General features: G+C 41.7%; 16 protein-coding genes. 5 read left to right on the top strand and 11 right to left on the bottom strand.

All coding sequences use genetic code 11. The features are described 5' to 3' along the window. Positions 1-20: 20 nt before the first annotated feature. The 6 genes from B9Y93_RS11840 to B9Y93_RS24565 form a co-directional block, all read right to left on the bottom strand. Positions 21-959, bottom strand: coding sequence for a VanZ family protein (locus B9Y93_RS11840; RefSeq protein WP_085494643.1), 939 nt, complete (start codon positions 957-959; stop codon positions 21-23). Between the two features lie 101 nt (positions 960-1060). Next, positions 1061-2062, bottom strand: a complete 1002-nt coding sequence (locus tag B9Y93_RS11835) for a sensor histidine kinase (RefSeq protein WP_085494642.1) — start codon at positions 2060-2062, stop codon at positions 1061-1063. Further along, positions 2063-2746, bottom strand: coding sequence for a response regulator transcription factor (locus B9Y93_RS11830; RefSeq protein WP_085494641.1), 684 nt, complete (start codon positions 2744-2746; stop codon positions 2063-2065). Positions 2747-2986: 240 nt separating this feature from the next. Continuing rightward, positions 2987-3643, bottom strand: coding sequence for a GAP family protein (locus B9Y93_RS11825; RefSeq protein WP_085494640.1), 657 nt, complete (start codon positions 3641-3643; stop codon positions 2987-2989). Next, entirely contained in the window at positions 3640-4413 is a 774-nt protein-coding gene (locus B9Y93_RS11820; RefSeq protein ID WP_085494639.1) for a MerR family transcriptional regulator, read from the bottom strand. Before B9Y93_RS11820 ends, B9Y93_RS11825 begins: the two co-directional genes overlap by 4 nt. A gap of 34 nt (positions 4414-4447) precedes the next feature. Further along, positions 4448-4597, bottom strand: coding sequence for a hypothetical protein (locus tag B9Y93_RS24565; RefSeq protein ID WP_170936487.1), 150 nt, complete (start codon positions 4595-4597; stop codon positions 4448-4450). Between the two features lie 211 nt (positions 4598-4808). Here B9Y93_RS24565 and B9Y93_RS11815 point away from each other — a divergent pair, with 211 nt between their 5' ends. Beyond that, positions 4809-5462: a DUF4097 family beta strand repeat-containing protein gene (locus B9Y93_RS11815; RefSeq protein ID WP_085494638.1), complete on the top strand. Its 654-nt coding sequence runs from the start codon at positions 4809-4811 to the stop codon at positions 5460-5462. 137 nt (positions 5463-5599) lie between these two features. Here B9Y93_RS11815 and B9Y93_RS11810 read toward each other — a convergent pair whose 3' ends face one another. From B9Y93_RS11810 to B9Y93_RS11790, 5 genes are all read right to left on the bottom strand, one after another. After that, on the bottom strand, positions 5600-5938 hold the full coding sequence (locus tag B9Y93_RS11810) for a cupin domain-containing protein (RefSeq protein WP_085494637.1): 339 nt from the start codon (positions 5936-5938) through the stop codon (positions 5600-5602). Positions 5939-6020: 82 nt separating this feature from the next. Then, entirely contained in the window at positions 6021-6995 is a 975-nt protein-coding gene (locus tag B9Y93_RS11805) for an iron-siderophore ABC transporter substrate-binding protein (RefSeq protein WP_085494636.1), read from the bottom strand. A 59-nt stretch (positions 6996-7054) separates the two neighbouring features. Continuing rightward, a complete protein-coding gene (locus tag B9Y93_RS11800; protein ID WP_085494635.1) occupies positions 7055-7909 on the bottom strand; it encodes a helix-turn-helix domain-containing protein in 855 nt (284 codons plus the stop codon). Between the two features lie 255 nt (positions 7910-8164). Next, a complete protein-coding gene (locus tag B9Y93_RS11795; RefSeq protein WP_085494634.1) occupies positions 8165-9088 on the bottom strand; it encodes an NAD-dependent epimerase/dehydratase family protein in 924 nt (307 codons plus the stop codon). A gap of 60 nt (positions 9089-9148) precedes the next feature. After that, positions 9149-10003: a MerR family transcriptional regulator gene (locus tag B9Y93_RS11790; protein ID WP_176228910.1), complete on the bottom strand. Its 855-nt coding sequence runs from the start codon at positions 10001-10003 to the stop codon at positions 9149-9151. A gap of 167 nt (positions 10004-10170) precedes the next feature. On the opposite strand from B9Y93_RS11790, the gene B9Y93_RS11785 reads away from it, so the two are divergent. From B9Y93_RS11785 to B9Y93_RS11770, 4 genes are all read left to right on the top strand, one after another. Next, a complete protein-coding gene (locus B9Y93_RS11785) occupies positions 10171-10650 on the top strand; it encodes a DedA family protein (protein ID WP_244903383.1) in 480 nt (159 codons plus the stop codon). A 181-nt stretch (positions 10651-10831) separates the two neighbouring features. Continuing rightward, positions 10832-11383, top strand: coding sequence for a class I SAM-dependent methyltransferase (locus B9Y93_RS11780; RefSeq protein WP_425320346.1), 552 nt, complete (start codon positions 10832-10834; stop codon positions 11381-11383). A 126-nt stretch (positions 11384-11509) separates the two neighbouring features. Next, positions 11510-12193, top strand: coding sequence for a response regulator transcription factor (locus tag B9Y93_RS11775; RefSeq protein WP_085494631.1), 684 nt, complete (start codon positions 11510-11512; stop codon positions 12191-12193). Then, positions 12183-13295 (top strand): sensor histidine kinase, encoded by a 1113-nt coding sequence (locus tag B9Y93_RS11770; RefSeq protein ID WP_342351857.1) that lies wholly within the window; start codon positions 12183-12185, stop codon positions 13293-13295. The genes B9Y93_RS11775 and B9Y93_RS11770 overlap by 11 nt, the downstream gene beginning before the upstream one ends. Positions 13296-13337 lie beyond the last annotated feature (42 nt).

Here is a 13337-nt window from a genome sequence, read left to right as displayed (position 1 = left end):
ATACCTCCTTCCCTTTATGCTCAATTCCAGGTATAGACCATCTCTTTAAATCCAACATCCCATAGGGTTACATTCCCCTCAATGGTTATCGCAAGCTCATTGGCCTGCGGGAGAAAAATGAAGCTCATATCTGCTTCATGGCGCCCGGCTTCTGCAGTTACGGACAGGAACTCATGCCCATCGACAGTAACCCTGATGCTTCCATGGCCATCCTTTTGATCGGGAATCCCATAATTCAAGAAAAGGTACAATTCCTTCTTGCTGCCTAACGTATACGTGTACGTCTCCTTGCTTTTGCCTTCGGCACTATACACATTATATTGGGGTTCCACGTCTTGACCCCCAATCTTGAAACGGTACAGTTTGGTTCCTGCGGATGGACTACCGCTGCTATCGTTCCAATCGTTTATCGCTACAAAAGGACCCATTTCTTTGGTGAACACTTGGCTGGCCATCCCAAAGACTCCCCATACCCCAAGCATGAGGAAAACACTGGCAATGCCTGCAGCAGCAATATTTCTCCAGTCGTTGTTCGTACGGAAGCCAAGCTTGTATGCCCCGAATCCGATGGCCGCGCCCGATGCGTTCTGTATGACATCATTCATGTCGAAGCTCCCCAGAAACGTTAAGGCCTGAGTCGTCTCCAGCACAAGAATGGATAGGATGAACAAAGCCATGAAGCGAACAAAACGGGTTCGATACAACAGTGGAATCAAGATGCCAAAAGGAATGAAGGCCGCGATGTTCCCAATACCTACAGCATCCATCACCGTAGGATGTAGCAGATCAGATAGGCTTGGAACCCTAAAAAAATCGTCCGGCACGAACATAAAGGTGTACTCGGTGGTATGACCTGCCCTGTCTAACCTCCCAAAAGCAAAAAACAAAAAATATAGAATCAAAAGGGTATAGGATATAGTTATCGCCAACATCATTTTTCGGTGCTGCTTCAATTGCATGGTCTTACCTCCATCGATCATCTGATGACTATCATTTTATCTATGTAAAATGACTTTCCCGTGACGATGGAGGTGACAATTCAGTCACATACGGCGTGCTGTTAAATGACATGCTTATAAAATTTAATCCGGAACTGCGTCCCCTTCCCGCTATCGCTTGTCACATCGATCACGCCGTTCTGGCTGGAAATAATGCTGTGAGCCATTGCAAGCCCTATGCCAATGCTCCCTTCGCTAGCATTCTTTCCTTTGTAGAAACGTTTGAAAATATAAGGCAAATCCGCCTTCGGAATGCCTCCTCCATTGTCAGCAATGATGATTTCCGTAAATAACGCGTTTTCGAAAAATGTGATGGCGATTGCTCCGCCTTCAGGCGTGTGTTCCACACCGTTTTTCAACAGATTGATAATTGCTTCGACCGTCCAATTGAAGTCACCGACAAAAGAGACCTCGTCATCACCCAAGATGGAAAACGTCTGTCCCTTAATATCCATCGGAATCATAACCGGCTCTATCGCCTTATGAATAAGCTCTTTAACACGTATTTGATCTTTTTTGAATGGGATGGTTTTCGCATCCATTTTCGATAGCTTTAGTAAGGAAGAAACAAGCCAATCAATCCGTTCAAGCTGGATGCGAATATGATGGGTGAACTCCGTTCTTTTATCCGGAGGCAGGTCCGGGGCGCTTAACAAATCCGCCATCACTGTCATTGAGGTGAGCGGCGTTTTGAGCTGATGTGAAATATCGGAGATGGCATCCGTCAATTGAACTTTATCCCGCTGCAGAAGCGACCGGTGCTCCGATAGCATGAGCGTCACTTTATATATATCATTCTTTAAAATACTAAGTTCGCCTTCTTGATTATCACGGACGTCAAGAGAGTCATTGCCGCTGCTAATGTCTCGCAAGTAAACAGACAGCTTCGCCAGTTCGCGGTATCTCCATCTGGTGAATAATAAACTGCTGCCAATAAGCAGTACAGATAGAAGGAAAACGATCGCTATCGTTGCAGGCGACATAAAAGCAGCGACGACGACCGCCGTTAAGCTGATTGTGACCATAACGAGCAGTAAAAGTTGAATTTCCCGATTGCGCAGCATTTAATCACCAACCTTATAGCCTAAACCCCGTACTGTTTTGATCAAAGTCGGCTGTGATGGGTCATCCTCCAGCTTTTCCCTCAGCCTTTTGATATACACGGTTAACGTATTGTCGTTCACGAATTCGCCGGCTGCGTCCCAAATTTGCTCTAAGAGCTGATTCCTCGTCAAAACCTGTCCAACATGATTGCCGAAGATCAGCAATAAACGATATTCCAAGGCGGTCAGAGGGATTTCGACGCCGTTTTTATGCACCTTTCCTTCCAGCGTATGGATTCGAACATGGTCAATATCGATGACAGCTCTAGCCTGAGACGGCTTCTGATATCTCCGCAAGACGGATTTGATCCGGGAGAGCAGCTCCCGAACCCGAAACGGTTTGGTAATGTAATCGTCGGCTCCCATGTCTAGCCCCATCACAACATTGACTTCATCGTCGATTACCGTTAGGAAGATGACCGGAATGTCTCTCCGCTCTTTCACCATCTTGCACAATTCATACCCGCTTCCATCCGGAAGCTGTAGGTCGAATAAGCATAAAGCGAATTGATCGATGCCTTCAGCAAGCACCTTGTGGGCTGAGGAGACATCATGGCACAGAACCGTTGCATAACCATCCTGCTGCAGTGAATATTCCAGACCCGACGCGATCGTCTTATCATCTTCGACTAATAATATTTTCATATCCCAATCATCCTTATGTTAGGGTAAATTCACGCCTCTGCTTCGTGTCGACATTATACCAAATTTATTCATCAGAGTTCACTGATACTTAAGATGCGGTTCGGCTTAACGAGCCTATGCCTTTCGTCGAAATGCGAAAGGAGCTGCCATAGCAACTCCTTCCTTCTATCCTGTTTATATGAAGCTAATTTATCTGGCGACGGCTTGTATTAAGATACAAAGCTGCATACTAAAGATTCTCTACAAATAGTCCAAACTATTAAAAATCAAAATCAGCCCCACAATACTCATTATCCATGAAATCGCCGATCCCGAGTGCTTCGAAAGCTTGATTCGAAGCCTTTCCAAGGGTCTTTGCATGACTCTCCCACATAATAAATGCAAGATAAACACGATGAATGGCGGAAGTACCATCATAATATTATAACCAGCTAATATTGGCAGCCACTGATAAACGGCTAAATGTGAGGTAGACATAAGGCCAATCGCCACAAAATAAGGAAATGCCGTCCCTACTTCAATTAATGACGTCGTAAACCCCAGCGCAATCATGGACATCTTACTTTTTGTCTTCGGCCTTGGCAAATCAGATCGTTTACTCTTAGGATAATAAAAACTAGCGATAAACAGCAGCATTCCAATGACAAACATAGCCCAACTTACGATTCGATTTTGAAAAATGGAGGAGAAAACAACAAGTAAAACATCTAGGCCTAACATAAAAGCAATACCTACTAAAAAATAAAATGCTGCGACTGTTAATAAATAGGTCATTAAACGCGAACTCAATTGTTCTTTTTCCGTTAATAATAGATAAATTGTGACGCCCAAAGTTGTAGGACTAAGCATATCTAATAAGGCTAACCCCCCTACAGAAAGAAGCAGCTCAGCACTCATAATACTCCTCCTTGCTGGGTGGAACCATTGTGCTCGGAAGACATGTAGATTTCATAGGCTCGCTCCATGAACTCTAATACCTCTTGTTCGATTGGGTAAAGTCCAAGCTTCTCCGATTGGCTTGGAGACTTTCTTAACTCCCATAATTTATTAATAAACTCGTCTTCACCTTCGAATTCTTCCATTTGCTTTTCTAGCATGCGCCGGATAATGTTCTGTACTCTTAACGATGCTGGATCATCCTTCATATGACGTTTTATCTGGCCTAGCAGAGCAATCCATTCCAGAGAATCAGGATCTTTTCCCTTCATTTTCGGAAGCCTTGTCCACAGCTCTAGTTGTTTGTCATTGAACATATTCTCTCTGAAGGTTCGCAATTTTGTTTTATTTTGATTCGATAATTGGATAAGTTTCTGGATGGCTAGATGGTCATCTCCACCTTCTATTGCAATACTATTTATCAATTCTCTTAGAGAGGACTCTATACTTCCTAACCTTTCTTGCTCTTCCATGATATATACTAGTTGACTTTTCAAACTAATTGGCCAATTCCATTTAGCGTCACACAACATCTCTTTAATATCTTGCAAGCGGTAACCCATCCCTTTTAAAAATTGAATCTGTTGAAGCTTTTTCATATCCTCCTCCGAATATAAACGATGCCCCCCTTCTGTTTTTGAAGTGGCTGTCAATAATCCGATCTGATCATAGTACCTTAGGGTTCTAACCGTTATCTTCGTTAGTTTCGCAACTTCATGAATATGGATCACACACATTCACCTCCATCGATTGAGAACATTAATATTACTTATCTTTGTCTTTATAGATACCTACTTTGATTAAATATCCTAAGCCCAGACCAACTAGTACGCCGGGAAATGCTTGATCCAGCATAAGTCCAATCCCTGCTCCTATAATGACACATGCATAAATAATGATATCTCCTTGTTTCATAGCTAACATCCCCTTGGTGTAATGTCTCCTCCCCTGCACTGAATAAATGAACTTCACGCATGAGGAGCTTAATCATTGGCTCCATTATACGAAATGACGTAACGTCACTTTCAAGTGTTAATTCATCTATTAAGAATCAGAAAAAAAGTACTTGTAAGTGACGTTACGTAACCTTATATAATCAGTTTTACTATCATGAAGAGGTGGGAAAATGAAAAAATATTACGTTTGTTTACTATTGGTGGGCATTCTACTTATGAGTGCGTGTTCTAGTGATGCAGATTCGCAAACAATGTCAATTGCGGGAATAGAAAGTCTCAATATTGATCATGGCAGCACATCATTAATCGTAGAATCAGCAGATATTGATTCGTTTGAAGCTTCCTGGCTCAATATCAATGGACCAGGAATTATAGTTGATGAAGAGGGCGATCAAATCAATATTCGGTTAAAAAGTGATCTGAGAAATATTATTAACATCGGAAAAATGCCTGAGTTATCCGTTCGCTTACCAAATACTTATGAGGGAAAGGTAACCATTGACGGTTCTTCTGGCAACGCAAATGTAAAAAATCTGCAATCACAAAAACTCAGTATTATTGGAAAAAGTGGTAATGTAACGCTTGACTATCCTAATATCAATCATGATATTCATGTCTCAGTCAAAAGTGGCAACGTTGTTGTGAATCTGGAGGACAAGGAGTCTAATGCTAACTGGCTTTTGGAGTCTGGCAGCGGCAAAAGATCTGTAAATATTCCTTTAGATGATAGCAAGCAAAGTAAACGTAAGACAGAGGGTAAGACCGGGGATGGCTCATTTAAAGTAGAGATCAAAACAACTTCCGGGAATATAACAATAAAATAAAACACCTTCAAGAGCATGCTGCCATGTCGTAAGATACGGCTGCATGCCTGAAGGTATTTTTAATGAATCAAAGGTTCGTTATCCGATAGAGTGCTTATTAGTCATCAATACTAGATGTGAGCAGCATTGGCTGCTGCTTACTCGGACGCCGTACCGCCATTGGCTGCTGCACTTTTAGGCTCCACCAGCATGATATGGCATTCCTTTTCAGCGAAAGGCTTATGATCAGCTTCCCCTGGGACAATAAACATTTCGCCCTTGGAAATCTTGACCTGACCATCACGAAATGCAATGAACATCTCTCCCTCGAGCACCATAAATACTTTATCGGCGCCTTGATGCTCATGCCACATGAATTCCCCTTCAATTTTCACCAGCTTGAATTGAAAGTTGTGAATTTCGCCAACAACTTTCGGAGACCAGAGCTCGTTGAATTGAGACAGCTTCTCACTCAAATTAATCGCTTGATAGTCCATCGTAATCCCTCCTCATTTTTGCCTTCATGATGCTGGTTTGTTTTATATGGCAGGTTGCTCTACTTATAAGAACTTGTAAGAACTAGCGCAGGGCGCTCGTTATGTTTTGCAAAGCGTATTCCATTGCTAATGGGCCGCCCGTAATCGCGGAAGTATCCATGGAATAGACATTGCCTTTCTTTACGGCATTCAGATTATTCCAGACCTTACTTTGTGTGAGTTCATTCATTAGCGTTTCCTGTTTGGTAATGTCGCCAATAAGGAAAATATGGTCTGCTTGTACCGTGGACATTCCTTCAAACGCCGTAAATTCATTATTCGTCCCTACAAAGGTATCGTCTGGTGTAAGTCCTAGTCCTTTTTCTTTATCAAAGGCAAGAGTATAGACAGGGTTGCCTTCACCTAGAACATTGAACGTTTTTCCATCCCAAGAAATGATAAGGGCGACTGACTCTCCCTGAATCGATGTTAGGGCTTCACGTCCAGTTGCAATGTCGCTCATCATCTTATCAATGACTTGTTCGGCTTCGTCTTCTTTGCCAATAATCTTGGCTACAGTACGGAGCCCATATTGCCAATCTTCATAAATATCCTTGGTATTTAACGTAATGACGGGTGCTATTTTTTCGAGTGAATCGTAATTTTTGTCATGATATTCGGTTGCCAGGATATAATCAGGCTCAATAGATAGAATCTTTTCAATGCTAGGGGATACCTTATCTCCTAATTCTTCTGCTGAATCCATCTTTCCCTTTAAATAAGATAAAGAAGACAAAAACTCTTTTTCAGTAGAAGCAGCAGGCGGCTCGCCTAATGCAACTAAGATTTCTGGGTAAAAATACCATAGCGAGGCTATTTTCTCCGGTTTTTCCTTGATCACAATCTCTTTGCCTAGAGCATCCTTAAATGTTCTTGGCCACTCCGCCTCTGCGTTAGCTGATGATGCAGGTGCGCCTTCTGTTGTTGAGCCTTTATGTTCAGCAGGTGTGCCACTACAGCCTGCTAGTATGCCTGCTAGCAGTAGCATTGCGAGCAGCAGGCCTTTCATTTTGGGCATACGACGTTCCTCCAGCAATATGTTTTAATACCTTTGCCACTAGTATAATAAAGTCGTTTTTAGATGAGAATGGATGCCTGTTGAACTTCACATGGATTATTAATGAACTGCTCTCGATATTGAGTAGGGGAGATCCCAAATTGTTTTTTGAACACTCTGCTAAAATAATAGGGATCCGCTATGCCAACCGTTTCTGCAATTTGCTGTACAGACGCATCACTTGCAAACAGCATTTCTTGGGCCAGGTTGATACGATATTTTAATACATATTCCGCTGGTCCCATACCTGCATGTCTTCTAAATACATAAGAAAGTCGATTTCGATTCACATTATTTTGTTCTGCAAGCGAATCTATGGTAAGGCTCTGATCATAATGCTCATGAATATATTTCGATACTCGTTCGAATAAAGTATGGGATTCACGGCTGTTCTGTCTATTCACTACACATAATAAGGCTTCATTCAGTACATCGCGAAACAGCATCTCGGTCTGAAACTTGGAAATGCCTCCAGGCTGATTATACACATGCCAAAGACGCTTAATGAGCTCGATCAGACGAGGGGATTGCCCCGTTAATAATTCAAAATGCTGATGAGATAAGCTTGACTCTTCTAGCTCTGAGTTGCATATCCGGTATAACACAAGAATGTATTCCCAGTTGGTGTTGCCAAACATTTTTTGAGCAAGCTTCATTTTGGCGCCCCCATGCACCACTTTACCTGGCGTGAGGATATAAGGCGTGCCATCAAATTGAAACTGAACCTTTCCAGTAAGAGGAAATACAAAGCCGGGAACTGTATCTGTATAGTCAGCGTCAGGCACACCTGGATGTTTGGCATATCGATATATTCCTTCTACTTGAAAAGGAATGCGCGCAAAATGCTCTGCTAGCTGATTGACGTCTATTTTCACGTTGCATACCTCATTTCAATAGTAGTTTGCGGGATTCCTGAAAGAGTACAAGTGGACTCTCGTCTATTTCACATTATTGATAATAATAATCATTGTCAATATATGCGCGCAACAAAAATACCGCTTCCCGGCAATTGTTAAACCGCCGGGAAGCGGCATCAGATTAGGATAAGCCCTTTAATTGAAACAATATGCCCGACTCGTGAATGCGTTGTCTGCCAGAGTTGATCGATACTTCGAATATATGCCAACGCTTTAGGATTTTTCGGATTGAAACCATTCCAACGTTTGGGCAATCGCATACTCCAGCGGCGTGGCAGGAAGCTTGAATTTCGCGCTGAATTTGCTGCTATCCACGACAAAATCATGCTCGAATTGATACGTCATCTCAATCGTTTCTCGTGCCTCTGGAATAAACAATCCTCCTATGCGGAGCATGCCCTTGCCCATTGTGCGAATGGATGCCGGAAATCCGGCAGCACGATAAGCCATTTCGGCAAACTGCCTCGTCGTAACGGCGTCTGCATTGGGTACATGCCAGGCTTGACCATAGGCATCCTCCTGACCTCCCAATGCGATAAGCGCCTTACCGAAATCGTGGATGTACGTATAGGTATGCAACTTGTCTGGATCGCCAAACACCGTACAAGGCTTTCCCGCTATAATTGGTTTAAAGAAGCGCTCCCCAACCGCAGAACCAAGAACACCTGATCCGAAGAAATCGGACCCTCTTCCGATGACGACCTGAAGCAAGCCATCCTGATGCAGCTTCAGCAGGTTGCGGGACATTTCGGACCGGAGAACACCTTTTCTGGTCGTTGCCGCATGGGGCAATTGTTCGTGCATACTTCCCTTGACCAGCCCATACATATACAGGTTCTCGGCCACAACCAGCTTTCCCCCAGCAGCCATCGCACCAGATATGATGTTATCCTGCATTCGCATGAACAGCTTTCCCCATTGATGATATGCCGGCTGAGCACAGTGATAGATGACCGTGGCGTCTTGCATGATGTGTACAGCTTGCTTTTCATCCAAGAGATCGGCTTTCTCGTGCAGCACACCAGAAGGCAGTGCGGCCTTCCCGCTATAGCTAACCATTTTTACGGGCTCTCCCTGTTCGACAAGCTCTCTCATGATGGACCTTCCTAATGGCCCCGTTCCCAATATTACATGCATGGTATTCTCCCCTCTCATGTCTGCCTGCCAAATACAATAAACCCTATAGCAGCTATAGGGTCAATCTCTTTGACTAACAGGCACTTGAAGCTCGATCAAATAATCTTCTTGCTTCGCCATCTGTGTCATATCAACTAAATATTGCTCCACTGCCGGACCACCCTCACAGTAGCCGTTTTTGGTCATCCATTCCAGCAATTTCCCATAAATGCATTTGTACGTTTGTTCCGTAGGAATCCCGGTGTACATTGCCGTAATATAAGTCCCCCCTGGTATCACGCGTGTGAAGTTGTGGTTTGTCTCGACCCTCTTGATGGGAATAGCAACTTCAAGATCGGTATCGTTCCGATCGAACGTCATAATATTCTCATGGTAGATGGTCATCATATATCCGTTTTGGGTCATTCCGTTTTCATAGATCGTTCCAAACAGCTCGGTAAACTTCAGCACCATCGTCTCCATTCCACAAACGGACCGCTTCCGGTCATAAGCGACATAACGATCTTCAAGTTCTTTCAACTCGATAAGAACTTCGGAATCCTTTGTACCCCTATTCATCTCCAATAGAGAGTCAATTTGCGTGATTCTTTGTTCAATGGAAGTCGTAATGCGCTCCAGCCGACGTAATTCCTGTAGTGCTTCCTCATGTTTGGCTTTCATCAACCCTTTGATTCGGTTCAGACTCCCGCTTTGTAAGGCATGGCGGATTTCCTCAAGTGAAAAATCGAGCGATTTCATATCTTGAACGATTTTAATATGCAGGATATCCAGATTGGAATAATACCGATAGCCTGAGCTTTTATCAATTTCACTAGGCTTCATAAGGCCAATCTTGTCATAATATCGCAGCGTCTGGATGGAAATATTGCAAATCTTGGCCGCCTGTCCTATAGAGTAATATGAATTTTGGTGCACTGGCATCCTTCCCTCTGATTGAACTTTAGCTTGAGAAGCCGGCTTTACACGGAGTTTAGTTTCAATATTAAATATTGTTCTTTAGATTTTCTTTAGAAATATCTCCGTTGGTTCCTTAGATTTATTACTTAATATAGTGCCATCGACATCAACAAGGAGGTTAAATTATGATCAGCCATTCCATCATACAGCTAGTCGATCACTACGGGTATCTAATATTTTTTTTAGCTTTCTGCCTAGGCCCATTCGGAATTCCCGTTCCTAATGAAATAACTATATTAACGGGCAGCATTTTGAGTAACAGCGGTATTTTAAATCCGTGGATGATATACACTCATATTCTCGCCGGCTTATTAACGGCTATTACATGTACCTTTTTTGTAGGCAAAATTTTTGGAGAAAAGTTGAAAAGAAAATACCGTAACAATGGTCATTTTCAAGAAGCAGACAAATTTTATAAACAGTATGGAAATATCGCAATGTTCCTAGGAATCTTATTTCCCGTTGTTCGATATATTGTCCCTGTCTTTATTGGTCTAAGCGGTATCACGTTCAGGAAATTTTGTTTGATTTCATATTCCAGCGCTTGTGTTTGGACCGCCATGTTTTTTGCTTTCGGTAAATTTTTTTTGGAGATTATATTTTAGCAGGTTTACATTTACTTGATACTAGATCGATCACCTTCTTGATAATAGCTGTAGGCATTTTAATTACAACCAAAAGGTATGAATCTGAATTTCTCAAGTCAGCTCTGTTGAATGAACCAGTAAGAGAATGAAGATAATAAAAACATTGGAGGAGAGCCAATTGTCTTTTAATCAGAGAGTTATGTTCATGCAAACGTTTATGAAAAACCCCAAGCGTGTTGGTAGTGTTACACCAAGTTCACGATTTCTGGCAGAAAAAATGGTTCGATCTGTGCCTTGGAATAAAGTTACAGCACTTGCAGAGCTGGGATCCGGAACAGGAGCAATCACAAATTTAATCCAATCGCGAGTAGAAGGAGAGGCAAAGGTGTTATTGTTCGAGATGGATGATCGGATGAAGAACCACCTACAAACCATTTACCCGGACTTCTCTTGTCATTCCAATGCTTTACATTTGACTAAAGTAATGAAACACAAAGGTATTCAACAACTGGATTGTGTGATAAGCGGATTGCCCTTTTTTAATTTTGAGGACGACTTACGGGAAAGCTTGATTAATCAAGTTAACGAGGCTTTAAAGCCAGGAGGTTATTTTATTGCCTTTCAGTATTCCCTACAAATGAAAAAACACTTATCCAGAAAGTTTGTTATTGAAAAAATCGATTTGGTGCCGCTTAATTTTCCTCCTGCTTTTGTTTATTTATGCCGGAAAAAAGAAGAGGATTTAAAATGAATACGATAGGCTTATTAATTTCTGCACATTGTGATTGATTCCTTCTCTCTTCTTTACCACATGGCTTGGTATAGTAGGGATGCTAACTTTTGTTACTTACACCGTATAGAAAGGAGCAGAATTTAATTGTATACAGTGCTCATTGTAGATGATGATTCGGAGATACGCGATGTTATTCATGTATACTTGCGTAATGAGGGATATCGGGTATTAGAAGCTGCCGACGGTCAGGAAGCATTAGACATGTTAAAGTCGAACTCAGTCCAACTTATTATTTTAGATGTTATGATGCCTAAAATGGACGGTATAAAAACATGCCTGAAAATCAGGGAGACATCAACCATTCCCATTATTATGCTCTCTGCAAAAGAAGAGGATATTGACAAAATCATAGGGCTCACTACTGGAGCCGATGATTATATTACGAAACCCTTTAATCCGTTAGAATTGCTCGCCCGAGTAAAGGCACAATTGCGTCGACAGACTTTCACCATTAATGAAGAAAGTGACTCTACAATACGTATTCAAGATCTCATGATCGACATCGCAAAACATAGCGTAACGTTGAAAAGCAATGAAGTTTCGCTTACTCGATTGGAATTTTCTATTTTAGAGCTGTTAGCCAGCCACCCCGGACAAGTATTCAGTGCTGAGAAAATTTACGAAAGCGTATGGAAAGAGCCTTTTGGATATTCAGATAATACGGTGATGGTTCATATTAGGAATTTGCGTGAAAAACTTGAGGAAAATCCAAGAGACCCACGATACATTAAAACGGTATGGGGAGTTGGTTATAAAATTGAAACGTAAACTGTCTAACCTTATAAAAAGGAAAAAGAGTATTCGGGCCGATATGTTATGGAATTTCGGGTTAAGTTTATTGATTTCATTTGTTTTTTTAATATTTTTCTCTAGATTAATTAGTCAATTCGTAAATTACTCGTACGTTCCATATCTTAACTCCGCAGTATACGTGCTAGTCTTCATTCTATCTTTTTTTATGTTGACGCGAAATTTTATTAAGGACCTTATCCTTTTAGAGAAAGGGCTTAAGATTATTTCAGAAGGTCATATTGACTATAGGGTACGTATTCATCGGGAGGATGAGCTTGGAAAAGTAGCCCTTGGTATAAACGTAATGACCGAAAAGTTAGAGAAACAAATGCTGAAAGAGCGCGCCTTGGAAAAATCGAAGATCAACCTTATAACAGGCGTATCTCATGATTTGCGAACACCGCTCACAAGCCTAATAGGTTATTTGGATCTTTTAAGAACGAATACATTTCAGAATCAAGCCGAGTATGAACGATTTGTGCATAATTCGTATAATAAAGCGATTCACTTAAAAAAAATGTTGGATGATTTATTTGAATATACGCGCCTTTCGAATTCCAACATCCAATTAAGCTTAAATATGGTTGATATTCATCAACTTCTAGATCAGATGCTGTTTGAATTTGAACCGCTTGCTCAAGAAAACAGCATCCAAGTTGTTAAAAGGATAGGCCATACCCCTGTCATATCCTTAATAGATAGTGGTAAGTTTGCCAGAGCTATCGATAATCTTCTCATGAATGCCCTTAAGTATTCCGTTAAGCCGGGATGGATTTCTGTTTTACTAAGATCCGACGAGCTGCGTTATTACATTGAAGTTGAAAATCAAGGGCAACCACTCTCGCAAGAACAAGAACTTAAGCTTTTTGAGCGTTTCTATAAAGTTGACTTTTCACGGAGCAGTGAAGGCATCCAATCTGGTGCTGGATTGGGTCTATCTATTGCAAGAAACATTATTGAAATGCATGGGGGGACATTAAAACTGACACATACGGATGGAACTTTTATCTTCACCATATCCCTTCCATATAGTGACATTTCAAATTCTCTCTCACCAACTATTTCTAATAATAATTAAATCCATATAAACCCACTCCTTAACGGAAGTGGGTTTTTGAAC

The sequence above is a fragment of the Paenibacillus aquistagni genome (assembly GCF_900177815.1).
GTDB classification, from domain to species: Bacteria; Bacillota; Bacilli; order Paenibacillales; family Paenibacillaceae; genus Paenibacillus_B; species Paenibacillus_B aquistagni.
The sequence above is the reverse complement of the archived record's forward strand: the minus strand, read 5'-3'. Positions and strand labels throughout refer to the sequence as shown.

Excerpts from the sequence above, each read along its gene's own strand:
- B9Y93_RS11840 (WP_085494643.1), bottom strand. The coding sequence starts at position 959 with ATGCAATTGAAGCAGCACCGAAAAATGATGTTGGCGATAACTATATCC.
- B9Y93_RS11835 (WP_085494642.1), bottom strand. The coding sequence starts at position 2,062 with ATGCTGCGCAATCGGGAAATTCAACTTTTACTGCTCGTTATGGTCACA.
- B9Y93_RS11830 (WP_085494641.1), bottom strand. The coding sequence starts at position 2,746 with ATGAAAATATTATTAGTCGAAGATGATAAGACGATCGCGTCGGGTCTG.
- B9Y93_RS11825 (WP_085494640.1), bottom strand. The coding sequence starts at position 3,643 with ATGAGTGCTGAGCTGCTTCTTTCTGTAGGGGGGTTAGCCTTATTAGAT.
- B9Y93_RS24565 (WP_170936487.1), bottom strand. The coding sequence starts at position 4,597 with ATGAAACAAGGAGATATCATTATTTATGCATGTGTCATTATAGGAGCA.
- B9Y93_RS11815 (WP_085494638.1), top strand. The coding sequence starts at position 4,809 with ATGAAAAAATATTACGTTTGTTTACTATTGGTGGGCATTCTACTTATG.
- B9Y93_RS11810 (WP_085494637.1), bottom strand. The coding sequence starts at position 5,938 with ATGGACTATCAAGCGATTAATTTGAGTGAGAAGCTGTCTCAATTCAAC.
- B9Y93_RS11805 (WP_085494636.1), bottom strand. The coding sequence starts at position 6,995 with ATGCCCAAAATGAAAGGCCTGCTGCTCGCAATGCTACTGCTAGCAGGC.
- B9Y93_RS11795 (WP_085494634.1), bottom strand. The coding sequence starts at position 9,088 with ATGCATGTAATATTGGGAACGGGGCCATTAGGAAGGTCCATCATGAGA.
- B9Y93_RS11785 (WP_244903383.1), top strand. The coding sequence starts at position 10,171 with ATGATCAGCCATTCCATCATACAGCTAGTCGATCACTACGGGTATCTA.
- B9Y93_RS11780 (WP_425320346.1), top strand. The coding sequence starts at position 10,832 with ATGTTCATGCAAACGTTTATGAAAAACCCCAAGCGTGTTGGTAGTGTT.